Genomic DNA, 24,901 nt, shown 5'->3' on the forward strand with positions numbered 1-24,901 from the left:
GAGCGGGGTGGGGTGGGGTGGGGTGGGGTGGTTAGCTGCGGCGGAAGGCGTAGCGGCGGGCTTGGCCGGCCTGTTGGCTGCGGCCGCTGCCGGAGCGGTTGCCGCCGCCCTGCGGCGGACCGGCCGTCGGTGCCTTCGGCCGCCCGGTTGACTTCGGCAGGTCTGCCACCTTCGGCGCGTCGACAACCACCGGCACGTCGACCGCGTCCGGCAGATCGACCGGCAGCACCACCTCGTCCGGGACGGCCGCCGGCTGCGCCAACTCCACCAGCGCTCCCGGCTTGGCCAGCGCTCCCGGCTCCACCAGCGCCGCCGGCTCGGCCAGCGCCCCGGGCTCCATCAGCGCCGCCGGCAGGGACGGGTCGCGGGACGGCAGGGCGGGTGGCAGCGGGCCGTGGCCGGCCGCCGGGTCGACACCGAGCGGCGTCGCGCTGGGGGTACGGGTCTTCTTCGGGTTACGCCTGGCAGGCATCCGGGCCTCCTTCAGTGCCGACCGGCACGGCCGGTCCCGCGCAGCGGCGGTCGGTCGGATCGGCTGGTGACCGCCGTCGCGCGACGGTCGAGTGGGGAAGGGACTGCTCACCGGTGTCGGGCAGACCGTCGCCGCCGAACGGCGGGGAGGGGGATGCGGGACGCCCGGGAGCGCACGGACCGCGACGCGGGACGGCGGGCCGGCTCGGAAGTGGGGCGTCAGTTACGCATGTCCGTACCGTAGCCACCGCCGCACCGGCGCGCATCCGTTTTTCCTGGCACCATCGGCTCATGCTGATCGCGTTCTCGATCACCCCGCTCGGCGGTGACGATTCGGTGGGTGACCTGGTCGCTGAGGCGGTTCGGGTGGTCCGTGCGTCCGGCCTGCCCAACCGGACCGATGCCATGTTCACCACCGTCGAGGGTGAGTGGGACGAGGTGATGGCGGTGGTGAAGCGAGCGGTCGACGTGGTCGCCGCGCGGGCACCCCGGGTGAGTGTGGTGCTCAAGGCCGACGTCCGGCCCGGGGTCACCGACGCGCTCACCGGGAAGATCGCCCGTATCGAAGCCCGTCTCGCCGAAGGCTGACGCGCGCGGCGGGCAATGACGACAGGTTTCCCTGTGCGCGGCTCGCCGACCACCGTCGGGCGTCGAAACCGCCAGCGTCATCGTCCACATCACGTGCAGTAACGCGACGTCGGTCACTGGTCCGTATCGGCTCACATCACGGTAAGTTTCCAAACGCTGATAGTGGTGTGACGAGAGGTGGCGGCACGGATGGCTGATCAGGCGAGGGCTCAAATCGGGGTGACCGGGCTGGCGGTGATGGGTCGCAATGTGGCCCGCAACCTGGCTCGCAACGGCTTCACGGTGGCAGTGCACAACCGCTCGCCGGAGCGCACCCGCAGCCTGGTCGCCGAGCACGGCGACGAGGGCACGTTCGTGCCGGGCGAGACGATGGCCGATTTCGTGGCGTCGCTGGAGCGGCCCCGCGCTGTCATCGTGATGGTGAAGGCCGGCGCGCCCACCGACGCGGTGATCGACGAGTTGGTGCCGCTGCTCGACGAGGGCGACATCATCGTCGACTGCGGTAACGCCCACTTCGCGGACACCCGTCGCCGTGAGGAGGCGCTGCGGGCGCAGGGGCTGCACTTCAGCGGCACTGGCGTCTCCGGCGGCGAGGAGGGCGCGCTGCGCGGGCCGAGCATCATGCCGGGCGGTTCCGCCGAGTCGTACGCGAAGCTCGGGCCGATGTTCGAGAAGATCGCCGCCCAGGTGGACGGTGTGCCGTGCTGCATGCACGTCGGGCCGGACGGCGCCGGGCACTTCGTCAAGATGGTGCACAACGGCATCGAGTACGCCGACATGCAGCTCATCGCCGAGGCGTACGACCTGCTCCGGGCCGGCCTGGACGCGACGCCGGCCGAGATCGCGGAGATCTTCCGGGAGTGGAACAACGGCGAGTTGGAGTCGTTCCTCATCGAGATCACCGCCGACGTGCTGGCACACACTGACGCGGCGACCGGCCGCTCCTTCGTGGACATCGTGCAGGACCGGGCCGAGCAGAAGGGCACCGGTCGGTGGACCGTGCAGAGCGCCCTGGACCTGGGCATCCCGATCACCGGGATCGCCGAGGCGACCTTCGCCCGCTCGCTCTCCGGGCACGTCGACCAGCGTGAGGCGGCCCGCCGGGCGTTCCCCGACGCGGGTGAGAAGTGGCAGGTCACCGACCGGGAGACCTTCATCGAGGACGTCCGCCGGGCGCTGCTCGCTTCCAAGATCGTCGCGTACGCGCAGGGCTTCGACCACATCCGCGCGGGCAGCCAGGAATACAACTGGGACATCGATCTCGGGGGCACCGCGACGATCTGGCGGGGCGGCTGCATCATCCGGGCCCGCTTCCTCAACCGGATCCGTGAGGCGTACGACCAGCAGCCGGACCTGCCGACGCTGCTGGTGGCCCCGTACTTCGCCGAGGCGGTCAGCGCCGGTGTGCCGAGCTGGCGACGGGTGGTGGGCGACGCGACCCGGGCCGGGGTGCCGACGCCCGCGTTCTCGTCGTCGCTGGCGTACTTCGACGCGTTGCGCGCCGAGCGGCTGCCCGCGGCGCTGATCCAGGGTCTGCGGGACAACTTCGGCGCGCACACCTACCAGCGGGTGGACCGCGACGGCTCGTTCCACACCACCTGGGCCGGCGACCGCACCGAGTCCCCGGCGTAGCCTGCGCAGCACCCCCGCGCCCCGCGCCCCGCGCGCCCGGCGCCCCGCGCGCCCGACACCTCGGGCGCCCGACACCCCGCGCGCCCAGCGCCCAGCGCCCAGCGCCCAGCGCCCAGCGCCCAGCGCCCAGCATGATCGTGCTGGATCCATGATGTAGTGGCCTCCGCGAAAGGCGGAGGCCACTACATCCATGTTCCAGCGTGATCATGGGAGGGCGATGCGAGCCGGCGGCGGTCAGGCGACCGTGGCGTGCATCTCCCAGACGAGGATCTCGGCCGGTTCGTCGGCGGTGACCCGTCGGCCACCGGTCATGGTGAGCCGGGCGGCGTCGCCGGTGCCGAGCGGGCCGCTGCCCTCCAGCGTCACGGTGCCGTTGGGCACGTAGAGGTGCACATAGGGCGCGTCGGGGATGGTGACCTCGTCGCCGGGCGCGAGGCGGGCGGCGTGCAGGGTCGCGTACCGGTTGCGGATGCGGATCGCGGACGCGCCGTCGTAGCGGTCCATCCCGGAGGCGATCGGCACCAGACCGCCGCGCAGCAGCTCGTCCTCGATCTCCAGCTGCTCGTAGCCGGGGTCGACGCCCTGCTCGTCGGGGAGCACCCACATCTGCACGAAGTGCACCGGGTCGCTGTGCGGCTCCTGGTTGTTCAGCCGCCAGGCGTCGTTCTTCTCCGAGTGCAGGATGCCCGTGCCGGCGCTCATCCGCTGGGCCAGACCCGGGTAGATCACCCCGGAGTGCCCGGTCGAGTCCTGGTGCACCAGCGAGCCGCGCAGCACCCAGGTCACGATCTCCATGTCCTGGTGCGGGTGGGTCTCGAAGCCGGCCCCCGGCCGGACCACGTCGTCGTTGTTGACCAGGAGCAGGCCGTGGTGGGTGTTGGCCGGGTCGTAGTGCCGGGAGAACGAGAAGGAGTGCTTGGAGTCCAGCCAGGAGATCCGGGTGGCGAAGCGATCATCGGCCCGCCGGATGTCGACGGCGGGTGCGGGTGCGGTCACCAGGCACGCTGCCCGGCGTCGGGGGTCGACGGCGCCCAGCCCAGGGCCGGCTCACCGATGGCCAGTTCGGCGATCTCACCGCTGCGCAGCGACGGTGTGTGGCCGAACTCGGCGCAGTGCTGCTCGGCGATCTCGGCGCAGATCTCGGCCACCTGCTCACAGATCGGGTCGCCCAGATCGGCGGCGTTCAACGCCATGATCATCTTGAATCGGAGATCCCGCATCTCGCCCCCCGCCGCCGTCGTCCCACCACCTCCGGACCCTACCCGCCGCCCTTGCGCAGGACCCCGAAACGAGCACACCACCCCGGCTCGGCACACCGCGCTGCCCACCCGCGCGTCGGCCGGCAACGTCGTCTCGCCACCGAGGGACACGACGACGCCGCCCGCACGGGGTGCGGGCGGCGCCGGGGAGAGCTGGGGGTTGGTCAGAAGAAGCGGCGGCGCTTGGCCTTCTGCGGACGGATCAGGTCCGCACCCTTCGTCAGCAACCGGGTCGCCCCGGAGGGACCACGCCGGGCCTCCAGGGTGTGGCTGAGCCGGCGGGCACCGGCAGCGGCCAGCGGCACCGCGATCGCCATCACCGCCCACTGGGCAATGCGCTTCTGGATCATGTGGGTTCACCTCCGTCAGTGGCTCCTGACGACTCTGATACCCAGAGTGACGTGCGGGTAAGCGCGTCGGCTCAGATAACCGGGGCGACCGGGTTGGGCAGCGCGCCGCCGAAGCGTCGGTCCCGCTGCGCGTACAACTCGCACGCGTACCAGAGGTGGCGGCGGTCGAAGTCGGGCCAGAGCGTGTCCAGGAAGACCAACTCGGCGTACGCGGTCTGCCAGAGCAGGAAGTTGGAGATCCGCTCCTCCCCGGAGGGGCGCAGGAACAGGTCCACCTCCGGGACCTCCGGGTGGTAGAGGTACTTCGCCACGGTCTTCTCGGTGACCTTCGCCGGGTCCAGCCGGCCGGCGGCCACGTCCCGCGCGATCGCGGCGGCGGCGTCACCGATCTCGGCCTGCCCGCCGTAGTTCACGCAGAACTGCAGGGTCAACGTCGAGTTGTCGCGGGACATCTCCTCGGCGGTCTGCAGCTCGGAGATGACGCTCTTCCACAGCCGCCCAGACCGGCCCGACCACACCACCCGGACACCGAGGTCGACCAGCTGGTCACGACGGCGACGGATCACGTCCCGGTTGAACCCCATCAGGAACCGGACCTCGTCGGGCGAGCGCCGCCAGTTTTCCGTGGAGAACGCGTACGCCGACAGGTACGGGATGCCCATCTCGATGGCGCCCTCGATGGTGTCGAAGAGGCTGTGCTCCCCCGCCTCGTGCCCCTTGGTGCGGGGCAGCCCGCGGTCCTTGGCCCAGCGGCCGTTGCCGTCCATCACCACCGCCACGTGCCTCGGCACCGCCTCGGCGGGCAGCGCCGGGGGGCGGGCCCCGGACGGGTGTGGCACCGGCGGGGTCGGCTCGCGCCGGCCAGCCTTCTTCGATCGGATCACTCGGTCACTCCCTGTTCGCGCCGTCCGCCCCGGCCTCGACGTCGCCACGTGGCCGGAGCACCACGGCCCCGGTGCCTTCCGGCGGCGAGGCCGCGCCGGCCGCCGAGGGACCCCGGTCGACCAGCGGCAGCGAGCGTAGCGCGCGCTCCAGGTGCCACTGCAGGTGAGCCGCGACCAGCCCACTGCACTCCCGACGTACGGCGGCGTCGGTGGCGTCGGCGATCACCCAGTCGCCGGTGGTCAGCGCGGACATCAGATCGATGGTGGCCGGCGCGGGATGAGCCGCCCCGGGTGGCCGACAATCCGGACAGACCGCACCACCGGCCGGTACGGAGAACGCCCGGTGCCGCCCGGGCGTGCCACAGACCGCGCAGGCGACCAGCGCCGGTGCCCAGCCGGCCAGCGACATCCCCCGCAGCAGGTACGCGTCGAGCACCAGGGTGGTGGCGTGCTCGCCCCGGGACAGCGCCTTCAGGGCGCCCACGGTGAGCTGGAACAGCCGCAGCGACGGCTCCCGCTCCACCGGGGTCAGCCGCTCCGCGGTCTCGGCGATCGCACTGGCCGCCGTGTAGCGCGGATAGTCACCCAGGAACCGTTTGCCGTACAGGTCGATGCCCTCGACCTGGCTGACGGTGTGCAGCGAGCTGCCCTGGTTGCCCTTCGGGTCACCGGCGAGCTGGAGGTCGACGTGGCCGAACGGCTCCAGCCGGGCACCGAACTTGCTGGTGGTGCGGCGGATCCCTCGGGCCACCGCGCGCAGCCGGCCGTGCCGGCGGGTGAGCAGGGTGATGATCCGGTCGGACTCGCCGAGCTTCTGCACACGCAGCACCACCGCGTCGTCGCGGTAGAGCTGTCGGCGATACCCGGCCATCGGGCCATTCTCCCTCGGGGTGTGAAATCAGGGTTGGTTCGGGGTGCAAGCGCGGATGAACCCCGATGCGGCCGAGTCGTGCCCGGCCGTAGCGTGCTGCTCATGCAACTGCGCCTGACCTCCACCACCCCCCGCCGGCGTCGCGTCGCCGCTCCCGTCGCGCTGGGACTCACCGCCACCCTCATCGTGCTCGCCGGGTGCGACAACCTGTCGTTCCGCCGGCTCGACTACGACAACACCGAGGCGGTCCGGATCACCATGGTCCGGGTCTCCGGTGGCTCGGGTGACGTGGTGGTGCGGGGCACCGGCCCGGCGTCCGAGGTGCGGATCAAGCGGGTGGTGCGTTACCAGGGCGGTGAGCCGGACAACACCCGGTACGAGATCAAGGGCACCGAACTGGTGCTGGACACCGACTGCGGCTCGCGGTGCAGCATCTCCTACGAGGTGACGGTGCCGGAGGGCGTGGCGGTGCAGGGCGAGACCAGCTCCGGCAACGTCGAGCTGAGCCGGGTCGGCGCGGTGGAGCTGCAGGTGAGCTCGGGCGACGTGCGGATCTCCGGCGCGTCGGGCGCGGTCGGGGTGGAGGCCCGCTCGGGCAACATCGAGGTGAGCGAGGCCACCGCGGCGGTACGGTTGCGTGCCTCGTCCGGGGATATCACCGCACGCCGGCTGGCCGGCACTGTCGACGCCGAGGCCAACTCCGGCAACGTCGACGTCCAGCTCGACCAGCCCGCCTCGGCCCGGGTGCACGCCTCCAGCGGTGATGTCACGCTGCTGGTGCCCCAGGGCAGCTACCGGGTCCGGTCCAACGCCGACTCCGGCGACGAGACCGTCACCGTCGCCGACAACCCGGCCGCGTCCCTGGTGCTCGACGGTTCGGCCAACAGCGGCAACCTCACGATCAGCCAGCGTTGAGCGTGACGCTGGCCTCCTCCCGGGCCACCCGCTGCGCCGGCACCACCACTCGACCGCCGGTCGTCCCGGCACCGTCCGACGTGTCGCCGCCCGGCTGGGCCGCCTCGTCGGCGGGCTGCGCCGCGCCACCGGGGATCAGCTCCGGGCGGCGGCGGGCGGCGACGTCCTCGACCCAGCCGACGGCCAGTGTGACCAACCCGACCAGGGCGAAGACCAGCAGCACCCGGATGGCCAGGCCCACCGGGTCCTGGTGGGACCAGCCCACCACGTCGACCAGTGGAGTGAGCGCCACCACGAACGGCATGTGCCAGAGGTAGACGGTGAGCGCGCGCCGGTTGAGCACGGTGACCGCCCGCTCGGCCAGTCGGCTCCGGCTCAGCCAGGAGACCCCGGCCGGTGCCCGACCCAGCACGATCAGGATGAATGCGGCCGACCAGAGGGCGTTGCCGAGGTGGTTGTCGTTCAGGTCGTACCCACGCGGCCCGGGATGCCCGACGATCCAGGCACCGCCGCCCACGGCGAGAGCGAGCGCCAACGGGTACAGCAGCCAACCGGAAAGTCGGCGCAGCATCCCGGCGTGGTGGGCGAAGCCGAGCAGCCACGCTCCGAAGTAGAGCCCGAACTCGCGCAGCACCGGCGGCGCCGGGTAGATCCCCACCTCGATCATCACCAGCAGGAGGTACGGGGCGAGCAGGGTCGGCAGCGGGGCACGCCGGAACAGCCAGAACGCGACCGGTGAGGCGAACACGAACCACAGGTAGTCGCGCAGGTACCAGATGACGCTCAGCGCCAGCGCGCCCCAGTGGTTGGCCGGCGGGTCGGCCACCGGGAACAGCCACAGCAGCACCCGGGGGCTCACCGGCAGCCCGGTGAACAGCATCGCTGGCACGAAGACCACAGCGACCACCCACAGCGACGGCAGCAGCCGACGCAGCCGACGCCCGACCGCCGCCGGCCCGGAGCGGGTCAGCGAGGCGGCCATCAGCGAGCCGGCCAGCGCGAACATCACCGACATGGCGGGGAAGACGAGGGTGAGGGTCGCCCATCCGGTGACGTGGTAGACGACGACTCGAACGATGGCCAGGGAACGGAGCAGATCGAGATACCGGTTGCGCATCAGCCTGCATCTGGGTCGGGGACGCGGGGCGTAACTCCCCTACCCTGCGCGGTGCCCGCGCGAAACGGTCACCACCCCGACCAAACGTGATCCTTTCCACCCAGCTGACCGAAATGACCTCTGGCTAATCGAGATCCAACTGCCGGAACACCGACGATTGCGGGGCCGGCGGCTCAGCCGGCCCCGCAACCACCGTGAGGGACGATGACTGAACCACTGGCCAGCCCGATCCTGACCCTCGGTCCGCCGGGCGGTTACCACGCCCGGGTCGATGTCACCGAGCGTGCCGAACTGCGCCGCGTCGAAGCCCGACCGGACCACCCCATCCCCATCATGGGCGTGGAACGGTTCCGGGTCCGCTTCTGGGCCGCACGTCCGGGCGAGGGGTGACCGGATCACCCGGCCGGTGAATGCTGGTGGATCAGAAACCCAGCTTGCGCAGCTGCCTCGGGTCACGCTGCCAGTCCTTCGCGACCCGCACGTGCAGGTCGAGGTAGACCCGGCTGCCCAGCAGCTCCTCGATCTGCTTGCGGGCGGTGGTGCCGACCTCCTTGAGCCGACTCGCCTTGTGCCCGAGCACGATGGCCTTCTGACTGGGCCGCTCCACGTACAGGTCAGCGTAGATCTTCATGACCTGACCCTCGGGGATCATCTCCTCCACCACCACGGCGATGGAGTGCGGCAGCTCGTCGCGGACCCCCTCCAGCGCGGCCTCCCGGATCAGCTCGGCGACCAGCACCTGCTCGGGGTCGTCGGTGAGCATGTCGTCCGGGTAGAGCTGCGGCGACGGTGGCAGGTAACTGGTCATCACGTCGACCAGGGTGTCCACCTGGTGCCCGGACACCGCGCTCACCGGCACGATCTCGGCGAACTCCCCCATCTCGCTGACCGCTAGCAGCTGCTCCGCCAGGCGGCGCTTGTCCACCAGGTCGGTCTTGGTCACCACCGCCAGCACTGTCGCCTTCAACCCGGCCAGCTCACCGGTGATGAACCGGTCACCGCGCCCGACCGGCTCGTCGGCCGGGATGCACAGGCCGATCACGTCGACCTCGGTCCAGGTGGACCGGACCAGGTCGTTGAGACGTTCACCGAGCAGCGTACGGGGGCGGTGCAGGCCCGGCGTGTCGACGAGGACCAGCTGCGACTCCGGGCGGTGCAGCACCGCCCGGATGACGTGCCGGGTGGTCTGCGGCTTGTTCGAGGTGATGGCGATCTTGGTGCCGACGATGGCGTTGGTGAGCGTCGACTTGCCAGCGTTGGGACGACCGACGAAGCAGCCGAACCCGGCCCGGTACGGTCGCGCCTGCGGATCCTGCACCGGGCTCACTCGGTCACCGTGCCGAGCACCGTGCCGTCCGGAGCGGCCACGTGGACCGGCGCGTCGGCCGCGAGGTCCCGCACCGCCGCGTGCCCGGCACCGTCCAGCGTCGACGCCTCGGTCACCACCACCGCTGCCTCCAACCGGCTCGCCCCGGCCGCCACCGCCGAAGCGACAGCCAACTGCAACGCGGTGAGCGTCAGCGACGGCAGCGCGACACTTGCCGCCGCGTACGTCCGGCCGTCCTGGTCGCGGACCGCGGCACCCTCCACGGCACCGACCCGGGCGCGGGCTCCCCGGGCCAGGACGACGAGCTTGCCGTCCTCGGCGCTCAGCGCGCCCGACGCGGTGGGGGTGGGCCGGGCGACAGGCGCGGCGGGTGTGTCAGGCATCGGCGGGTTGCCTCTCGTCGTCTCGGTAGTTGTCCGTGTCGTCCCCGGGGCCGGCGTGCTCGCCGCGCCCCGCGGTGTCCTGCTCGTGGCCCGGCTCCACCCGGCTGACCAGCACGGTGTCGATCCGGTTGCGCCGGCCGGTGGTGCCCTCGGCGACCAGGCGGAGGCCGGCGACCTCGGCCTCGGCACCCGGGATCGGCACCCGCCCCAGGGACTGGGCGAGCAGGCCGCCAACCGTCTCCACCTCGTCGGTGGGCAGGTTGGTGTCGAACATCTCGCCGAGATTCTCCACCGGCAGGCGGGCGGTCACCCGCACCGAGGAGTCCCCCAGCCGTTCGACAGGCGGGCGCTCGACATCGTACTCGTCGGTGATCTCACCGACGATTTCCTCCAGGATGTCCTCGATGGTGACCAGACCGCCGGTGCCGCCGTACTCGTCGACCACGATGACCAGGTGGTTGCGGGCCGCCTGCATCTCGGACAGCAGGTCGTCGACCGGCTTGGACTCCGGTACGAAGGTCGCCGGGCGCATCAGCTCGGCCACCGGCAACTGCTCGGCCCCCGGGTCACCGCCACGGGAACGCCGGATCAGGTCCTTGAGGTAGAGCACACCCAGCACGTCGTCGACGCTCTCGCCGATCACCGGGATGCGGGAGAAGCCAGAGCGCAGGAACAGCGCCAGCGCCTGCGCGAGCGTCTTGCCCTCCTCGATCCACACCATCTCCGTGCGCGGCACCATCACCTCACGGGCGATGGTGTCGCCGAGCGCGAAGACGGAGTGGATCATCTGGCGCTCGCCGTGCTCGACCACGCCGCGTTGCTCAGCCAGGTCGACCAGTTCCCGCAGCTCCACCTGGGAGGCGAACGGGCCCTCCCGGAAGCCGCGCCCCGGGGTGACCGCGTTGCCGATCAGGATCAGCAACGACGCGAGCGGGTTGAGCGCCCGGCCCAACCAACGGACCAGCGGCGCCACCGCACGACCCACGGCGTAGGCGTGCTGCCGGCCGAGGGTGCGCGGGGCGACGCCCACGACCACGAAGCTGACCACTGTCATCGCGCCGGCGGTCACCAGCGCGGCCCACCAGCCGGCGCCCAAGCTGTCCACCGCGACGAGCGCCACCAGCGTGGTGGCGGTCAGCTCGGCGAGCAGCCGCAACAGCAGAAGCAGGTTGAGGTGCCGGACCACGTCGCCGGCGACGACCTGGAGGGTACGGGCGCCGCGCACACCGTCGCGGGCCAGCTCGGCGGCGCGGGCGGGTGAGACGGCGGCGAGGGCCGCCTCGGTCATCGCGATCAGGCCGGCCAGCACCACCAGGCCGGCCGCGAAGACGATCAGCTGGAAGTCGGGAAGGCCGGCGGTGGCGCCGGCCGCCAGTAACGGAGGAGTTGACATCACTGGGTGCGGGTCGACCGCCAGCTCGCCAGCAGCCGAGCCTGGAGCGCGAACATCTCCCGCTCCTCCTCCGGCTCGGCGTGGTCGTAACCGAGCAGGTGCAGCACCCCGTGCACGGTGAGCAGGTGCAGCTCGTCGGCCGACGCGTGCCCGGCGGTCGCCGCCTGCTTGGCCGCCACCTCGGGGCAGAGCACGATGTCGCCGAGCAGTGCGGGCTCGCCGCCGGCCGGTGCGGACTCACCCGGGCCGTGGTCGACGCTGCCCTCGTCCATGGGGAAGGCGAGCACGTCGGTCGGGCCGTCGCCACCCATCCAGCGGTGGTTCAGCTCGGTCATGTAGTCGATGTCGACCAGCAGCACTGACAGCTCGGCGAGGGGGTTGACCCCCATCTCGTCGAGGGCGTGCCGGGCGACGGCGAGCACGGCGTCGGTGTCGACGTCGACACCGGACTCGTTGGCGATCTCGATGGACAACTGCTTTCCTCTGCTTTAGCGGCGGCGGCCGGCCCGGCCGCCCTGGGCGGGTCGCCCAGGCACGGCGTGAACGCCCTGCGCCTGCTGATTCTCCCGCTCGGCGTCCCAGCGGGCGTACGCGTCGACGATCTCGCCGACCAGCCGGTGGCGGACCACGTCGGAGCTGGACAGCTGCGAGAAGTGCACGTCGTCGACGTTTTCCAGGATCTCCCGGACCACCCGCAGGCCGCTGCTCGTCCCGCCGGGAAGGTCCACCTGGGTGATGTCACCGGTCACGACGATCTTCGAGTTGAAGCCGAGCCGGGTGAGGAACATCTTCATCTGCTCGGGCGTGGTGTTCTGCGCCTCGTCCAGGATGATGAACGCGTCGTTGAGCGTGCGGCCCCGCATGTAGGCCAGCGGCGCGACCTCGATCGTGCCGGCGGCCATCAGCTTCGGGATCGTCTCCGGGTCGAGCATGTCGTGCAGCGCGTCGTAGAGCGGGCGAAGGTAAGGGTCGATCTTCTCGTTGAGCGTGCCGGGCAGGAAGCCCAGCCGCTCGCCCGCCTCGACCGCCGGACGGGTGAGGATGATCCGGTTGACCTGCTTGGCCTGCAACGCCTGGACGGCCTTCGCCATCGCCAGGTAGGTCTTGCCGGTGCCGGCCGGGCCGATGCCGAAGACGATGGTGTGCGTGTCGATCGCGTCGACGTACCGCTTCTGCCCGAGCGTCTTGGGGCGGATGGTGCGCCCGCGCCGGGAGAGAATGTTGAGCGTCAGAACCTCGGCGGGCCGCTCGGCGCTGCCCTGCTCGAGCATGCCGACGGTACGCCGGACGGCGTCAGTGGTCAGGGTCTCGCCTTTCTCGATGAGTTCGAGGAGCTCGCTGAAGACCCGCTCGGCGAGAGCGTTGTCCGCGGGGTCACCGGTGATGGTGATCTCGTTGCCGCGGACGTGCACGTCACTGGTGACCGAGCGTTCGACGAGTCGGAGGATCTCGTCGCCCGCGCCGAGCAGATTCACCATGATCTTCGGGTCGGGCACGGTGATCCTGGTCTGCACCCGGGGCGGGCCGGGAGGTGGGGTGCCGGTCATAGGTCGGGCCGAAGGGCCCTGCGCCACCTGCTCTCGATCTCGGCGCCGGCCTGCTGGCCTGGCGTGCGGACGTTACACCCATCGTATCGGTTCAACACGGGCCGCATCGCGCCCATTTCCGCTGGCCGCGATCAACCCCCGGCCCGGAAGTCGTACCGGTCGAAGGTCTCCTGGTGGCGGGTGAACCGGTACGTCGCCCAGTGCATCCGGACCACCACGCCGGCCTCGTCCCGGGTCAGTCGCAGCAGCTCACCGGCCTCCCGACCGGAGACCACCCGGAACACGTCCGGCTGGTCCGCCAACGGGGTGAAGATCGCCGGCGGTCGTCCGGCCGGGTCGTCGACCCCGCGCGCCCGCAGGGCGCCGTCGTGCCAGGAGAAGACGTACTCGCTGCCCTCGCCCCACCAACGGCCGAGCGCACCCCGCAGGGCCGCCGGCGCGGGCGCCCCGGGACGCCAGGGCTCGATCTCGGCCGGGTCGTGCTCGACCGCCACCGCGAGCAGCCGGTGCGGCAGGCTGAGCAGTTCGGCGGCCGTGCCGGACGAGCCGAGCACCGCGGCGCCCATCGCACCTGCCGTGCCGTCACCACCGCGACGGCCGTACACCCCGGCGAGGAAGCCGGGCATCGCCCCGTCGTGCCCCACGTGCATCACCCGTTCCCCCTGTGGGATCAGGATCAGCCCGAGCCCGAAGCCCGCGCCCCAGAGCGTCTCGTCGGTGGTGGTCAACGGCCAGCGCATCTCGTCCAGGGTGGCCGGGGCGAGGACCGCGCCGCCCGGGTCCAGGGCAGCCGGGTCGGCCAGGAACGCCGCCCAGCGGGCCATGTCGGTAGCGGTGCTCCACAACTGGGCGGCCGGGCCGACAGCGCCGAAGTCGGTCGGCGGTTCCGGGTGCGCCTCGTCGGAGTACGCGTCGACCAGGAACCCGGTGGCCGCCGTCGGCCGTGGGGTCACTGTGGTGTCGGTCAGCCCCAGCGGCGTCAGGATCCGCTCGGTGAGGGCCTGCGCCCAGCTCCCGCCCCGCAGCCGGGCGACGAGCTGGCCGAGGACTGCCATACCCAGGTTCGAGTAGTGGAACCGGCGGCCGGTCGGCAGCACCCGCTCGGCGCGGTCCAGCTCGGCGACCAGTTGGTCGGCGTCCGGTGCGCGCAGGCTGTCCCAGACGTCGCCGAACGGCTCGCGTTGCAGGCCAGCGGTGTGCGACAGCAACCGGCGTACGGTCAGCTCGCCGTGCGCCGGGAGGTCGAGGTGCCGGCCCACCGGGTCGTCCAGGTCCAGCAGCCCGTCGTCGCGGCACTGCAGGACCAGCACCGCGGTGAACGTCTTGGTGACCGAGCCGATCCGGAACTGGGTGCCCGGTCCCAGCGGGTTGTCGGTGCCGGTCCCGCCGACGGTACGGGTCCAGAGCGGTCGGTCGGCCCGGTGCAGCGCCGCCGACACCGCCGGCACCCGGGCGTCGGCCTGCACCCGCCGGACGAGTCGGTCCAGGTGCTCGTGCACGCGGCTGTCCGGCACGCTCACCCGAGGTCCCGGGCCAGCATCGGGCCCAGCGGCGCGCCACCGAGCAGGTGCGCGTGCACGTGGAACACCTCCTGCCCGCCGTACGCGCCGGTGTTGAACATCAGCCGGAAACCGTCGCCGAGCAGGCCCTCGTCCTCGGCCACGGCGGCGGACGTCGCCAGCACGTCGGCGGCGAGCGCCGGGTCACCCTGGGCGAGCGTCGCCACGTCGGCGTAGTGCTCCTTCGGAATGACCAGCACGTGCACCGGCGCCTTCGGGTCGATGTCACGGAAGGCGAGCGTGGTGTCGGTCTCCCGGACCACGGTGGCCGGGATCTCCCCGGCGACGATGCGGCAGAACAGGCAGTCGGATCCCATCGGGGCAGTGTAAGGAGTAACGGGCCGGTGCCGCCGTGGCGCGGCCCGCGCCGCCGGCCCGTTCGCCGGCATAGAAACGGCTGAGGCAGGATGGCCGGCATGACGGATCGGGCGGTACTCGTGACCGGGGCCTCGCGCGGGATCGGCAGCGCGGTGGCAATGGCGTTCGCGGCCAGCGGTGACCGGGTGGCCATCCACCACCGCGACTCCGCCGACGCGGCCGAGCGGCTGCGCGCGCGGCTACCCGGCGCCGGGCACGTGGTGGTCCGCGCCGACCTCACCGATCCGGACGCGGTCCGGGCCATGGTCGACCGGGCCGCGGAGCTGCTCGGCGGGCTGGACGTGCTGGTCAACAACGCCGGGACGTACGGCGACCGCGACGACCCGCACCCGGTCTTCGGCGCCTCGTACGAACAGTGGCAGAACCGCTGGCGGCAGGTGCTGGAGACCAACCTGACCGGTGCCGGCAACGTCATCTGGTGCGCCGCCCAGCACATGCGGGAGCGCGGCGGGCGGATCGTCAACGTCTCGTCCCGGGGCGCGTTCCGCGGCGAGCCGCACCAGCCGGCGTACGGTGCCAGCAAGGCGGGGCTGAACGCGTTGGGTCAGTCCCTCGCGGTGGCGCTCGCGCCGTACGGCATCACGGTGGCAACCGTCGCGCCGGGGTTCGTGGCGACCGACATGGTCACCGAGTACCTGCGCGGTGAGGAGGGCGCCGCCATCCGGGCGCAGAGCCCGTTCGACCGGGTGGGCGAACCGGAGGAGATCGCCGCGGCCGTGCACTGGCTGGCCTCGCCGCAGGCCACGTGGGCCTCCGGCACGATCGTCGACCTCAACGGCGCCTCGTACCTGCGCAGCTGACCTCGCGACCCGAACCCGCTGCGGCGTCCGCCCGACCGACCGGCGGTGGGCCGCGGCCCCCGACCGACCGGCGGTGGGCCGCGGCCCTGCGGGCCGACGGCGAACACCACATTGAGCGTGATGCCTGTCAGTCATCGTGATGACCCAGAGGCATCACGCTCAATCGAGCGGGCGGCTCCGATCCGGCCGGACCACAAGCCAGCGCGCGGCGGAACACCAGCGGCCGAAACGAGCGACGGGCCACCAGCGGCCGCAACGAGCGGCGGCGTCAGGGGTGGCCAGCTACCAGCGGCCGAGGCGGGTGGCGAGCACGCTGAGCGCGGCCACGCCGGCCGTGGAGGTACGCAGGACCTCCGGCCCGAGGCGTACCGGCCGGCCACCGGCCTCGCGGAAGGCTGTCAGCTCAGCCGGGGCGATGCCACCCTCGGGGCCGACGACGAGGACGATCTCCCCGGCCGACGGCAGGTCGACGCCGGTCAGCGGCTCCTCGGCCTCCTCGTGCAGCACGAACCCGGCGGCGGCACCGGCGATCCGGCGGGCCACCGTGGCGGTGGACTCGTCCGGCGCACCGGCCACCACCGGTAGCCACGGTCGGCGGGCCTGCTTGGCCGCCTCCCGGGCCGTGGCCACCCACTTCTCCCGGGCGCGTACGCCCCGGTCGCCGCGCCACTGGACCACCGAACGCGATGCCGCCCAGGGGACGATCTCGTCCACCCCGACCTCGGTCATCGCCTGCACGGCCAGCTCGCCCCGGTCGCCCTTGGCGATGCCCTGCACCGTCACCAGCCGGGGTACGGGCGCGTCCGCGTACCCCCGGGAGGTGACGGTGACCTCCAGGCTGCCCCGGCCGACGGCCGTGACCACGGCGGCGGCCGTGCCACCCCGGCCGTCGGCGAGCAGCAGCTCCTCGCCGACGCGCAGCCGCTGCACGGTGGCGGCGTGGTGCCCCTCCGGGCCGTCCAGGGTCAGCGTGTCGCCGGTGGGCAGCGCCTCGACCAGGAACAGCGGCGCGGACACTCAGGCGTGCCCGTTGAACGCGTCGCGCATCCGGGAGAAGAAGCCGCCCTGCTTGGACAGCTCGGCGACCTCCTCGCCACGGGTCTTGGCGAAGTCGCGCAGCATCTTCTCCTGGTCGGCGTCGAGCTTGGTCGGGGTCCGCACGTCCAGGTGGACGTAGAGGTCACCCCGGCCGGTGCCGCGCAGGTGCGGGACGCCTCGGGCGCGCAGCCGCAGCGTGCTGCCCGGCTGGGTGCCGGGCTTGACGTCGACCGGCTCCTCGCTGTCCAGCGTCTTGATGGTCAGCCGGGTGCCGAGCGCGGCGGCGGTCATCGGCACGGTGACCCGGCAGTGCAGGTCGTCGCCCTTGCGCGAGTAGACGTCGTGCGGACGTTCGTGGATCTCCACGTAGAGGTCACCGGCGGTGCCGCCGCCCGGGCCGACCTCGCCCTGCTGGGCCAGCCGGATCCGCATGCCGTCCTCGACGCCGGCCGGGATCTTGACGGTCAGCGACCGGCGGGTGCGCACCCGGCCGTCACCGGCGCAGGTGGGGCAGGGGTGCGGGATGGTGGTGCCGTAGCCCTGGCAGACGGTGCACGGCCGGGCGGAGACCACCTGACCGAGGAACGTCCGCTGCACCGACTGCACCTCGCCCCGACCGCCGCACGCCTCGCAGGTCGCCAGGTGCGTGCCGGCGGCGGTGCCGGCACCGGAGCAGGTGGTGCAGAGCACAGCGGTGTCGACGGTGATCGGCGCCTCGACGCCGAACGCCGTCTCGTGCAGGTCGAGTTCGAGTCGCAGGATCGCGTCGGCACCCGGGCGGGTACGCGGCCGAGGGCCACGGGCGCCACCCGCCGCGCCGCCGAAGAACGCGTCCATGATGTCCTGGAAGCCGACGAACGGGCCGGCTCCACCGGGGCCGCCCGGGCCACCGGCGCCGCCACCCGGGGCGAGCGGGTCGCCACCCAGGTCGACGATCTGCCGCTTCCGGTCGTCCGAGAGGACCTCGTACGCGGCGTTGATGTCCTTGAACTTCTCCTGAGCCTCCGGGTCCGGATTGACATCCGGGTGGAACTGGCGTGCCAGCTTGCGGTAGGCGCGCTTGATCTCGTCATCGGAGGCTTCCCGGCTCACACCGAGAATGCCGTAGTAGTCCCTGGCCACTGCGTTCCGTGTCCTCATGTTCGTCTCGCGTTGCGCCGGTCGGCGGCCGCAGCCGGCCGCATCGGCCCTGACCAATCAGTTCTGGGCCAGCAACTCGCCCACGTAGCGTGCCACGGCGCGCACCGTGGCGATGTTGCCGGGGTAGTCCATCCGGGTGGGCCCCAGCACCCCGAGCCCGCCCACGATGGTGGTGCCCGGGCCGTAGCCGGTGCTGACCACCGAGGCGGCGCGCAGGTTGTCGAACTCGTTCTCGTCGCCGATCAGCACCCGGGTCGTGCTCGGCTCGGTCTCACCGATGAGCTTGAGCAGCACGACCTCCTCCTCCAGCGCCTCGAGGATCGGCCGCAGCGAGCCCTGGAAGTCGAGCAGCCCGCCCCGGGTGAGGTTGGCGGTGCCGGCGAGGGCGATCCGTTCCTCGTGCCGTTCGACGAGCGTCTCCAGCAGCACGCTGGCGAGCGTGGTCATGGTCGGTCGCAGCCCGGTCGGCGCTTCCTCGACCAGCGCCTGCACCAGCGGTGGCGTCTCGGACAGCCGGGCGTTGGCGAGCTTCTCGTTGATCAGTCGGCGCAGGTCGGTGACGTCGTCGGCGGGCACCGGCCCGGGCAGCTCCACGAGTCGCTGCTCCACCCGGCCGGTGTCCGCGATCATGACGAGCATCAGCCGGGTGGTGGAGATCGGCACCAGCTCCAGGTGACGCACCGAGGAGCGGGCCAGGCTCGGGTACTGCACGACGGCGACCTGCCGGGTGAGCTGGGCGAGCAGCCGCACCGTGCGGTGCACCACGTCGTCGAGGTCGACAGCGCCGACCAGGAAGCGCTCGATGGCCCGGCGCTCGGCCGGGCTGAGCGGCTTGACCCGGGACAGCCGGTCGACGAAGAGGCGGTAGCCGCGGTCGGTGGGCACCCGGCCGGCACTGGTGTGCGGCTGCCGGATGTAACCCTCCTCCTCCAGCACGGCCATGTCGTTGCGGACCGTCGCCGGGGAGACCCCGAGCTGGTGCCGCTCGACCAGCGCCTTGCTGCCGACCGGCTCCTGGGTGGAGACGTAGTCTTCGACGATGGCGCGGAGCACTGCGAGTTTCCGGTCGTCGAGACCCATCCTCCGCACCTCCTGTCGCACGTCGGCCGCCGGCGCCCTGGGCCGGCCGAGCCGTCCTGGCACTCGACTGTAGCGAGTGCCAGTCTACGTCGGCAGGCCCGCCGACGCGATGATCAACGGCCACCGGTCGGTGCGGCCCGCGCCACCGCACTGGGCCGATCGGCCCGCACTGCCGGGCGGTGTCGCTCTGGTGCGGCGTTGCCACGGGCCCCTACCGTGACATCCATGACTGAACCTCCTCGCCCTCCCGGTTCGGGTGAGCCCGGCAACTACCCGCCGGAGCCGACCTCCCCGGGCCCGTTCCCGTCGGCCGAGCCGCCCACCGCACCACTGTCGGGCGCACCCGGCCCGGCCGGCTATCCCCCGGCCGGTGGCTATCCGCCTCCCACCGGTGACCAACCGACGTCAGGTGGCTACCCTCCGGCAGGCGGCTACCCCCCGCCCGGGGGCTACCCGCCCGGCGGCTATCCGGCCGGTGGGGCCTACGGCGGCCCCGGCGGCGGCTACGCCACCAACGAGGACAAGACCTGGGCGTTGGTCGCCCACTTCGGCGGCGCGCTCGGCGCGCTGATCAGCTTCGGTCCGCTGGGCTTCGTCGCCCCGCTCATCGCCTACCTGGCCCGTGGCCAGCAGTCGCCGACCGTCCGGGCGCACGCCCTCGCCGCCCTGAACTTCCAGATCCTCTGGTCGATCATCGCGTTCGTGCTGCTCTTCGTGAGCTGGTGCCTGCTCTTCCTGCCCAGCATCGCCGTCGTGGTGATCCAGATCCTGTTCGGGATCATCGCCGGCGTGAAGGCCAACGAGGGCACCCCGTACCGCTACCCGATGACCGCCAACTTCATCAAGTGAACCGGGCCGGCCGCTCCCCCGGCCGGTTCGGCACACCGCCGCCCTGCGCTCAGGGCAGCAGATCGCGGACGACCGCGTCGGCGAGCAGTCGACCGCGCACTGTGAGCACCGCCCGGCCGGCGGCGTACTCGTCGGCGGCCAGCAGGCCGCCGGCCAGCGCCCGCTCCGCGCCGGCCCGCCCGGCGGCGTCGAGCACCGCCAGCGGGAGACCGCTGGCCAGCCGCAGCCGCAGCATCACGTCCTCCATGTGCGCCTCGTCGACAGTGAGCACCTCCCGGGCCAGCCCGGGAGACGCACCGGCGGCCAGCCGCTGGGCGTACGCGGAGGGGTGTTTGACGTTCCACCAGCGCACCCCGCCGACGTGGCTGTGCGCCCCCGGGCCGAGGCCCCACCAGTCCGCGCCGGTCCAGTAGAGCAGGTTGTGCCGGCACCGGGCCTGGTCGCTGCGGGCCCAGTTGGAGACCTCGTACCAGGAGAACCCGGCCGCGTCGAGCGCGGCCTCCGCCGCCAGGTAGCGGTCCGCGGCCACGTCGTCACTGGGGTACGCCAGCTCGCCGCGCCGCATCCGGGCGGCGAGCCGGGTGCCGTCCTCGACGATCAGGGCGTACGCGCTGACGTGGTCCACCCCGGCGGCGACCACCTGCTCCAGCGAGGCGGCGAAGTCCTCGGCCCGTTCCCCCGGAGTGCCGTAGATCAGGTCCAGGTTGACGTGCGCGAACTCGGCGTCGCGCGCCTCCAGTGCGGCGGCGGTGGCCCGGCCGGCGCTGTGTGTGCGGTCCAGGATCGCCAGCACCCCCGGGGAGGCGGACTGCATGCCCAGCGAGATCCGGGTGTAGCCGGCCGCCCGCAGCAGCTTCAACGATTCCGGGGTGACCGACTCGGGGTTGGCCTCGGTGGTCACCTCGGCGTCGGCGGCCAGCCCCCAGGTGCGGTCGATCCCGTCGAGGATGCGGGCCAGGTCGTCGGCGGGGAGCAGGGTGGGCGTGCCACCACCGACGAAGACGGTGTCGACCCGGGGCGGCGGGTTGTCGCCCAGCACCCGGGCGGCGAGCGCCAGCTCGGCCAGGACGGTGTCGGCGTACCCCTCGCGGCTGGCACCGCCGCCCAGTTCGGCTGCGGTGTAGGTGTTGAAGTCGCAGTAGCCGCAGCGACTGGCGCAGAACGGGACGTGCACGTACACGCCGAAGCCGCGCGCGCCGACCGCTGCGGTGGCGGTGGCGGGCAACGATCCGTCAACGGGGACGGTCTCACCATCTGGAAGGACGCCGGGCATGGCCACTAGTGTGCCCGGCATGACCTCTCCCGACGTCCTCGTGCGGGTCGCCACGGCCCGTGGGGTGACCACCCTCACCCTGGACAGCCCACACAACCGCAACGCGCTCTCCACCGCCCTGATGACCCAGTTGCTGGCCGGGCTGGCGGACGCGGTGGCCGACGAGGCGGTCCGAGCGGTAGTGCTCGACCACACCGGCCCGGTCTTCTGCTCCGGGGCGGACCTGAAGGAAACCGCCATGGCGTACGCCAGCGGGACGGTTCCGGCCGGCATGTTGGGTGATGTGCTCGCCGCGGTCTGGGAGTGCCCGAAGCCCGTGCTGGCCCGGGTGGCCGGGCCGGCGCGGGCCGGTGGGCTCGGCCTGATCGCCGCCGCCGACCTGGCCGTCTGCGCCGACGAGGCGACGTTCGCGTTCACCGAGGTCCGCATCGGGGTGATCCCGGCGGTGATCTCGGCGACCGTGCTGCCCCGGCTGCACCCCCGCGCCGCCGCCGAGCTGTACCTGACCGGCGACACCTTCGACGGTCGCCGGGCCGCCGAGATCGGCCTGGTCACGGCGTCGGTCCCGGCGGACGGGCTGGACGACACGGTGCGCGGCTACTGCGACTCGCTGGTGCGCGGCGCGCCGGGCGCGTTGGCCGGCGCGAAGGATCTGCTGCGCCGGCCGGCCACCGCCGAGCTGCGTGCCGAGCTGGCCCGGCTCTCCGCCGTCTCGACCGGTTACTTCCTGTCCGACGAGGGACGCGAGGGGGTCACCGCGTTCCGCGACAAACGTCCGGCGCGCTGGGTGCCCGCTCAGGACGACTGAGGGTCAGGGGCGCCGCCGGGAGCCGCGGCGCCCATGCTCGGGTCACCAGGCGGTCGCGCCGCCGTCGACCGGGTAGTTCGCCCCGGTGATGTACGACGCCCGGTCCGAGGCGAGGAAGACCACCAGCTCGACGACCTCCTCGGGGCGCGCGAAGCGCTTGAGCAGCGTCTTGGCGGTGATGGCGTCCCGGGCCTCCTGGTTGTCACCGAGGTCGCGTTCGCTGGCCGGGGTGAGGGTGGGCCCGGGGCTGACCGCCACGGCGCGGATCCCGTGCGGCGCGCCTTCGAGCGCGAGCTGTCGGGTCATCCCGATGATGCCGGCGTTCGCGGCGGTGTGACCGACCATCGGCGGCACGTGGCCGCCGATCGTCCCGGCCATGGAGGCGGCGCTGATGATGACGCCGCCGCCGCGCCGGACCAGGTGCGGCCAGGCGAACTTCGACACGAAGTACGGAATGTCGAGTTCCCCGGTGATGGTGTAGCGCCAGTCCGCCACGGAGAAGTCGGGCATCGGGCCGAAGCGGAGCGCTGCCGCGTTGTTGTAGACCACGTCCAGCCCGCCGTAGGCGGCGGCAGCGTCGTCGACGAGCGTGCGTACCTGCTCGGGGTCGGTGAGGTCGACCGGCGCGATGCCGGTCATCTCGCCCCCGGCGCGGCGGACGAGGTCGACCGTCTCGTCGTTCGCGGCGACCTGGAGGTCGGCCCCGACGACCTTCGCGCCCTCACGGGCGAAGGTCAGCGCCGCGACGCGGCCCAGACCACCCCCGGTGCCGGTGATCAGCACGACCTTGCCGTCAAGCGTTCCCATGACACTCCTCCTCGTTCGGTGACCGACTCGCCCAGGTGGTGGCGGTCGGTCGGATTGACATGTCAACAGGGATAAGTCCTTGACTGGTCAATCGCTTCCCGCCGTCGCGCACCCGGTGACACTCCCGACAGGCCGGCACCCGGCACGTGACACGTGACAGAACCAGCGAGCAGGTGAGATCGCCACCGAAGCGGGAACGTCGCCAACCGGTACGCGACAACGGAGCCGACCCGAACCGGTCCGAGGCGCCCGAGTCGGGCCCGAACCGCTCGGACGACCCGGAGGGGGCGTGCGGGGACGTACGCTTGGCGGACTGTCGATCTGGGGGTGTGGGTGCGAACTCGGGCAACCGTGGCGGGTGGAGTGGTGCTCATCCTCGTCGCCGTGATCGCGATCTGGCTCGTCGTACGGCAGGTTGGCGACAACCTCACGCTGCCGCTGGTGGCGCGGAAGTGCACGGTGCAGGCCGATGGTCGGGTCGCGCTGGACGCCGACCAGATGGCCAACGCGGCGACCATCGCGGCGATCGGCGCGAAGCGTGGCATGCCCGAGCGGGCCGTCGTTGTCGCGCTCGCCACCGCGTACCAGGAGTCCGGGTTGCGCAACCTCGCTGACGGCGACCGCGACTCGGTCGGCCTGTTCCAGCAGCGACCGAGCCAGGGCTGGGGCACCCCGGCGCAGATCCGCGATCCGCGCTACGCGGCCAACCGGTTCTACGCGGCCCTCAAGAAGGTGCGCGGCTGGGAGAAGATGCGCGTCACCGATGCCGCCCAGCGGGTGCAGCGCTCGGCGTTCCCCGAGGCGTACCAGAAGTGGGCCGACGACTCCGAGGTGCTCAGCCGGGCACTGCTCGGCGACGCCAGCGGCGCTGTCGCCTGCACCGTGGGGCGCACCCCGGCGATGTACGGCGCGGCTGCGGCGGCGCAGCTGACCCGCAACCTGGTGCTGGACTGGGGGTTGAAGGGCACCGACCCGACCGACCCGACGGGGTTGGCGGTCACCCCGGGCGACCAACGCGACGGCTGGCGGTACGCGCACTGGCTGGTGTCACACGCCCAGGACCACGGGGTGAAGCGGGTTCGCTTCGGCGACCTGGAGTGGACCGCGCGCAACGGCTCGTGGGGTCGGGTGGACGGGCAGCAGAGCCCGGCCGGTCAGGTGGTGGCCGAGGTGTTCAACGAGGGTTGACCCGACCCGGATCTCCTAACCGGCAGTGACCGCACAATCCGGCAAAATGCATTAAACCCGGCTATTGATCGCCTTGATCTCACTCTGTGCGTTTCTCTCGCTGCGTGGGGTCCCACTGCGACCCAATCCCCCAACACACCCTCCCCGATGCCTGGGCCACCGCGTTACGATCGGCGGCCTGTGCCAGAAAAGGTTTCACCTCATGGGGAGGGGTACGACGCGGTGTTCGATTACGGCGACCGGACCGGTTACGAACCGATCAGCGACATTGACCGCAAGGAGTTCCACGAGCAGGGTTTCCTCCTGCTGCGCAACGTCCTGACCGAGGACCACCGGGCGGCGCTGGAGGCGGCGGTCGACCGCGTCTACGCGGAGGAGCAGGCGAAGGGCACCACCAAGAAGGACGGCACCCTGCACCTGCTGGGCTTCCTGGAGCGCGACGAGCTCTTCGGTGAGCTGCTGACCCACCCGATCGCCTTCCCGTACATGTGGGGGCTGGCCGGCTGGAACATCTACACCCACCACAACCACCTGGACGTCACCCCGCCGGCCGCCGAGCCGGAGAAGCCGTACTGGGGTTGGCACCAGGACGGGTACCGGCAGAACTCCGACCCGGAGACGATGGACCCGAACCTGCCCCGGCCGATGTTCTCGCTGAAGGTCGCGTACGTGCTGTCGGACCTGTCCGAGACCGGCCGTGGCGCCACTAAGGTCATCCCGGGCAGCCACCTGTGGAACTCGCTGGACCGTCCCAAGGACCTCAGCGTGCACAACCCGGACCCGGAGGGCACGGTGGAGATCACCGCCAACCCGGGCGACGCCTTCATCTTCGACCGCCGGCAGTGGCACTCGCGCTCGACGAACCTGTCGACCATCACCCGCAAGATGCTCTTCGTCGGCTACACCTACCGGTGGATCCGTCCGCTGGACGAGCTGCACCCCGACGTGAACGGCGAGTGGTACCGCAACCGCACCCCGGTGCAGCGTCAGCTGATCGGTGAGGGCACCCACACCGCCAACTACTGGGGCATCAACTGGGACGGGTACGTCGACGACGAGATCCCGCTGCGCAAGGAGCTCAAGGAGCGCGGCCTGCTCGACCGCAGCATCCCCTGGCTGCGCTGATCACCTGCGTCTGAGAACGGCCCCCGCCACCGCTGGCGGGGGCCGTTCCCGTATCCGCTTCCGGGCCACCGGGCGCCGCGGTGTCGGTAGCGTGACGGGTAGGCAGAGCCGGGGCGCAG

The 24,901-nt window shown here is 72.1% G+C and carries 28 protein-coding genes; 9 read left to right on the plus strand and 19 right to left on the minus strand.

The window, feature by feature from the left end:
• Positions 1-31: 31 nt before the first annotated feature.
• Complete coding sequence (locus tag KBX26_RS26095; protein ID WP_210866625.1) at positions 32-472, minus strand: hypothetical protein; 441 nt, start codon at positions 470-472, stop codon at positions 32-34.
• A gap of 290 nt (positions 473-762) precedes the next feature.
• On the opposite strand from KBX26_RS26095, the gene KBX26_RS26100 reads away from it, so the two are divergent.
• Positions 763-1,059: a thiamine-binding protein gene (locus tag KBX26_RS26100; RefSeq protein WP_030336432.1), complete on the plus strand. Its 297-nt coding sequence runs from the start codon at positions 763-765 to the stop codon at positions 1,057-1,059.
• 189 nt (positions 1,060-1,248) lie between these two features.
• The gene (gndA, locus tag KBX26_RS26105) at positions 1,249-2,691 is read left to right on the plus strand and encodes an NADP-dependent phosphogluconate dehydrogenase (protein WP_030336434.1); all 1,443 of its coding nucleotides are present in this window, start codon (positions 1,249-1,251) and stop codon (positions 2,689-2,691) included.
• A 234-nt stretch (positions 2,692-2,925) separates the two neighbouring features.
• Here the strand turns inward: gndA and KBX26_RS26110 are convergent, their stop codons facing one another.
• From KBX26_RS26110 to recO, 5 genes are all read right to left on the minus strand, one after another.
• Entirely contained in the window at positions 2,926-3,687 is a 762-nt protein-coding gene (locus tag KBX26_RS26110; protein WP_030336436.1) for a pirin-like bicupin family protein, read from the minus strand.
• Positions 3,684-3,911, minus strand: a complete 228-nt coding sequence (locus tag KBX26_RS26115; RefSeq protein WP_030336439.1) for a hypothetical protein — start codon at positions 3,909-3,911, stop codon at positions 3,684-3,686. Before KBX26_RS26115 ends, KBX26_RS26110 begins: the two co-directional genes overlap by 4 nt.
• 203 nt (positions 3,912-4,114) lie before the next feature.
• Entirely contained in the window at positions 4,115-4,300 is a 186-nt protein-coding gene (locus KBX26_RS26120; protein ID WP_030336441.1) for a hypothetical protein, read from the minus strand.
• A gap of 71 nt (positions 4,301-4,371) precedes the next feature.
• On the minus strand, positions 4,372-5,184 hold the full coding sequence (locus KBX26_RS26125; RefSeq protein WP_030336443.1) for an isoprenyl transferase: 813 nt from the start codon (positions 5,182-5,184) through the stop codon (positions 4,372-4,374).
• A 4-nt stretch (positions 5,185-5,188) separates the two neighbouring features.
• Positions 5,189-6,055, minus strand: coding sequence for a DNA repair protein RecO (gene recO, locus KBX26_RS26130; RefSeq protein ID WP_030336445.1), 867 nt, complete (start codon positions 6,053-6,055; stop codon positions 5,189-5,191).
• A 102-nt stretch (positions 6,056-6,157) separates the two neighbouring features.
• On the opposite strand from recO, the gene KBX26_RS26135 reads away from it, so the two are divergent.
• On the plus strand, positions 6,158-6,970 hold the full coding sequence (locus KBX26_RS26135) for a DUF4097 family beta strand repeat-containing protein (RefSeq protein WP_210866626.1): 813 nt from the start codon (positions 6,158-6,160) through the stop codon (positions 6,968-6,970).
• Here the strand turns inward: KBX26_RS26135 and KBX26_RS26140 are convergent.
• A complete protein-coding gene (locus tag KBX26_RS26140) occupies positions 6,957-8,087 on the minus strand; it encodes an acyltransferase (protein WP_210866627.1) in 1,131 nt (376 codons plus the stop codon). The genes KBX26_RS26135 and KBX26_RS26140 overlap by 14 nt on opposite strands.
• A 204-nt stretch (positions 8,088-8,291) precedes the next feature.
• Between KBX26_RS26140 and KBX26_RS26145 the strand changes: the two genes are divergently transcribed.
• The gene (locus tag KBX26_RS26145) at positions 8,292-8,477 is read left to right on the plus strand and encodes a hypothetical protein (protein ID WP_030336451.1); all 186 of its coding nucleotides are present in this window, start codon (positions 8,292-8,294) and stop codon (positions 8,475-8,477) included.
• 31 nt (positions 8,478-8,508) lie between these two features.
• Here the strand turns inward: KBX26_RS26145 and era are convergent, their stop codons facing one another.
• From era to KBX26_RS26180, 7 genes are all read right to left on the minus strand, one after another.
• Entirely contained in the window at positions 8,509-9,405 is an 897-nt protein-coding gene (gene era, locus KBX26_RS26150) for a GTPase Era (protein WP_156057903.1), read from the minus strand.
• 5 nt (positions 9,406-9,410) lie between these two features.
• Complete coding sequence (locus KBX26_RS26155) at positions 9,411-9,797, minus strand: hypothetical protein (RefSeq protein ID WP_030336454.1); 387 nt, start codon at positions 9,795-9,797, stop codon at positions 9,411-9,413.
• Positions 9,790-11,214, minus strand: coding sequence for a hemolysin family protein (locus KBX26_RS26160; protein ID WP_156057900.1), 1,425 nt, complete (start codon positions 11,212-11,214; stop codon positions 9,790-9,792). Before KBX26_RS26160 ends, KBX26_RS26155 begins: the two co-directional genes overlap by 8 nt.
• On the minus strand, positions 11,190-11,663 hold the full coding sequence (gene ybeY / locus KBX26_RS26165) for an rRNA maturation RNase YbeY (RefSeq protein ID WP_030336457.1): 474 nt from the start codon (positions 11,661-11,663) through the stop codon (positions 11,190-11,192). Before ybeY ends, KBX26_RS26160 begins: the two co-directional genes overlap by 25 nt.
• A gap of 15 nt (positions 11,664-11,678) precedes the next feature.
• Positions 11,679-12,737 (minus strand): PhoH family protein, encoded by a 1,059-nt coding sequence (locus KBX26_RS26170; protein WP_030336459.1) that lies wholly within the window; start codon positions 12,735-12,737, stop codon positions 11,679-11,681.
• Between the two features lie 131 nt (positions 12,738-12,868).
• The gene (locus KBX26_RS26175) at positions 12,869-14,257 is read right to left on the minus strand and encodes a serine hydrolase domain-containing protein (RefSeq protein WP_307857911.1); all 1,389 of its coding nucleotides are present in this window, start codon (positions 14,255-14,257) and stop codon (positions 12,869-12,871) included.
• On the minus strand, positions 14,254-14,613 hold the full coding sequence (locus KBX26_RS26180) for a histidine triad nucleotide-binding protein (protein ID WP_030336463.1): 360 nt from the start codon (positions 14,611-14,613) through the stop codon (positions 14,254-14,256). Before KBX26_RS26180 ends, KBX26_RS26175 begins: the two co-directional genes overlap by 4 nt.
• 99 nt (positions 14,614-14,712) lie before the next feature.
• Here KBX26_RS26180 and KBX26_RS26185 point away from each other — a divergent pair, with 99 nt between their 5' ends.
• Positions 14,713-15,474 carry an SDR family NAD(P)-dependent oxidoreductase gene (locus KBX26_RS26185; protein ID WP_030336465.1) on the plus strand — a complete coding sequence of 254 codons (762 nt, stop codon included), beginning with the start codon at positions 14,713-14,715 and terminating at the stop codon, positions 15,472-15,474.
• A gap of 282 nt (positions 15,475-15,756) precedes the next feature.
• Here the strand turns inward: KBX26_RS26185 and KBX26_RS26190 are convergent, their stop codons facing one another.
• The 3 genes from KBX26_RS26190 to hrcA all read right to left on the minus strand — a co-directional run bounded on the left by KBX26_RS26190 (position 15,757) and on the right by hrcA (position 18,732).
• Positions 15,757-16,491 (minus strand): 16S rRNA (uracil(1498)-N(3))-methyltransferase, encoded by a 735-nt coding sequence (locus tag KBX26_RS26190; protein WP_030336466.1) that lies wholly within the window; start codon positions 16,489-16,491, stop codon positions 15,757-15,759.
• Positions 16,492-17,634 carry a molecular chaperone DnaJ gene (gene dnaJ / locus KBX26_RS26195; RefSeq protein ID WP_030336468.1) on the minus strand — a complete coding sequence of 381 codons (1,143 nt, stop codon included), beginning with the start codon at positions 17,632-17,634 and terminating at the stop codon, positions 16,492-16,494. It abuts the gene before it with no gap.
• Positions 17,635-17,709: 75 nt separating this feature from the next.
• A complete protein-coding gene (hrcA, locus tag KBX26_RS26200; RefSeq protein ID WP_030336470.1) occupies positions 17,710-18,732 on the minus strand; it encodes a heat-inducible transcriptional repressor HrcA in 1,023 nt (340 codons plus the stop codon).
• Positions 18,733-18,957: 225 nt separating this feature from the next.
• Here hrcA and KBX26_RS26205 point away from each other — a divergent pair, with 225 nt between their 5' ends.
• Positions 18,958-19,581: a DUF4870 domain-containing protein gene (locus KBX26_RS26205; protein ID WP_210866628.1), complete on the plus strand. Its 624-nt coding sequence runs from the start codon at positions 18,958-18,960 to the stop codon at positions 19,579-19,581.
• Between the two features lie 49 nt (positions 19,582-19,630).
• Here KBX26_RS26205 and hemW read toward each other — a convergent pair whose 3' ends face one another.
• Positions 19,631-20,854: a radical SAM family heme chaperone HemW gene (hemW, locus tag KBX26_RS26210; protein ID WP_210866646.1), complete on the minus strand. Its 1,224-nt coding sequence runs from the start codon at positions 20,852-20,854 to the stop codon at positions 19,631-19,633.
• Between the two features lie 19 nt (positions 20,855-20,873).
• Between hemW and KBX26_RS26215 the strand changes: the two genes are divergently transcribed.
• Positions 20,874-21,662 (plus strand): enoyl-CoA hydratase-related protein, encoded by a 789-nt coding sequence (locus KBX26_RS26215; protein ID WP_210866629.1) that lies wholly within the window; start codon positions 20,874-20,876, stop codon positions 21,660-21,662.
• A gap of 42 nt (positions 21,663-21,704) precedes the next feature.
• On the opposite strand, the gene KBX26_RS26220 is transcribed toward KBX26_RS26215, so the two are convergent.
• The gene (locus tag KBX26_RS26220; RefSeq protein ID WP_210862770.1) at positions 21,705-22,469 is read right to left on the minus strand and encodes an SDR family NAD(P)-dependent oxidoreductase; all 765 of its coding nucleotides are present in this window, start codon (positions 22,467-22,469) and stop codon (positions 21,705-21,707) included.
• 327 nt (positions 22,470-22,796) lie between these two features.
• Here KBX26_RS26220 and KBX26_RS26225 point away from each other — a divergent pair, with 327 nt between their 5' ends.
• Entirely contained in the window at positions 22,797-23,657 is an 861-nt protein-coding gene (locus KBX26_RS26225; RefSeq protein ID WP_030336480.1) for a hypothetical protein, read from the plus strand.
• A gap of 222 nt (positions 23,658-23,879) precedes the next feature.
• Positions 23,880-24,782 carry a phytanoyl-CoA dioxygenase family protein gene (locus KBX26_RS26230; protein WP_030336481.1) on the plus strand — a complete coding sequence of 301 codons (903 nt, stop codon included), beginning with the start codon at positions 23,880-23,882 and terminating at the stop codon, positions 24,780-24,782.
• Positions 24,783-24,901 lie beyond the last annotated feature (119 nt).

It is taken from the genome of Micromonospora sp. C97 (assembly GCF_018070385.1).
Lineage (GTDB): Bacteria > Actinomycetota > Actinomycetes > Mycobacteriales > Micromonosporaceae > Micromonospora > Micromonospora parva.

What these genes read in the sequence shown, in the direction of transcription:
- KBX26_RS26095 (WP_210866625.1), bottom strand. Translation starts at nt 472, where the DNA reads ATGCCTGCCAGGCGTAACCCGAAGAAGACCCGTACCCCCAGCGCGACG.
- KBX26_RS26100 (WP_030336432.1), top strand. Translation starts at nt 763, where the DNA reads ATGCTGATCGCGTTCTCGATCACCCCGCTCGGCGGTGACGATTCGGTG.
- gndA (WP_030336434.1), top strand. Translation starts at nt 1,249, where the DNA reads ATGGCTGATCAGGCGAGGGCTCAAATCGGGGTGACCGGGCTGGCGGTG.
- KBX26_RS26115 (WP_030336439.1), bottom strand. Translation starts at nt 3,911, where the DNA reads ATGCGGGATCTCCGATTCAAGATGATCATGGCGTTGAACGCCGCCGAT.
- KBX26_RS26120 (WP_030336441.1), bottom strand. Translation starts at nt 4,300, where the DNA reads ATGATCCAGAAGCGCATTGCCCAGTGGGCGGTGATGGCGATCGCGGTG.
- recO (WP_030336445.1), bottom strand. Translation starts at nt 6,055, where the DNA reads ATGGCCGGGTATCGCCGACAGCTCTACCGCGACGACGCGGTGGTGCTG.
- KBX26_RS26135 (WP_210866626.1), top strand. Translation starts at nt 6,158, where the DNA reads ATGCAACTGCGCCTGACCTCCACCACCCCCCGCCGGCGTCGCGTCGCC.
- KBX26_RS26140 (WP_210866627.1), bottom strand. Translation starts at nt 8,087, where the DNA reads ATGCGCAACCGGTATCTCGATCTGCTCCGTTCCCTGGCCATCGTTCGA.
- KBX26_RS26145 (WP_030336451.1), top strand. Translation starts at nt 8,292, where the DNA reads ATGACTGAACCACTGGCCAGCCCGATCCTGACCCTCGGTCCGCCGGGC.
- KBX26_RS26155 (WP_030336454.1), bottom strand. Translation starts at nt 9,797, where the DNA reads ATGCCTGACACACCCGCCGCGCCTGTCGCCCGGCCCACCCCCACCGCG.
- KBX26_RS26170 (WP_030336459.1), bottom strand. Translation starts at nt 12,737, where the DNA reads ATGACCGGCACCCCACCTCCCGGCCCGCCCCGGGTGCAGACCAGGATC.
- KBX26_RS26180 (WP_030336463.1), bottom strand. Translation starts at nt 14,613, where the DNA reads ATGGGATCCGACTGCCTGTTCTGCCGCATCGTCGCCGGGGAGATCCCG.
- KBX26_RS26185 (WP_030336465.1), top strand. Translation starts at nt 14,713, where the DNA reads ATGACGGATCGGGCGGTACTCGTGACCGGGGCCTCGCGCGGGATCGGC.
- hrcA (WP_030336470.1), bottom strand. Translation starts at nt 18,732, where the DNA reads ATGGGTCTCGACGACCGGAAACTCGCAGTGCTCCGCGCCATCGTCGAA.
- KBX26_RS26205 (WP_210866628.1), top strand. Translation starts at nt 18,958, where the DNA reads ATGACTGAACCTCCTCGCCCTCCCGGTTCGGGTGAGCCCGGCAACTAC.
- hemW (WP_210866646.1), bottom strand. Translation starts at nt 20,854, where the DNA reads ATGCCCGGCGTCCTTCCAGATGGTGAGACCGTCCCCGTTGACGGATCG.
- KBX26_RS26215 (WP_210866629.1), top strand. Translation starts at nt 20,874, where the DNA reads ATGACCTCTCCCGACGTCCTCGTGCGGGTCGCCACGGCCCGTGGGGTG.
- KBX26_RS26220 (WP_210862770.1), bottom strand. Translation starts at nt 22,469, where the DNA reads ATGGGAACGCTTGACGGCAAGGTCGTGCTGATCACCGGCACCGGGGGT.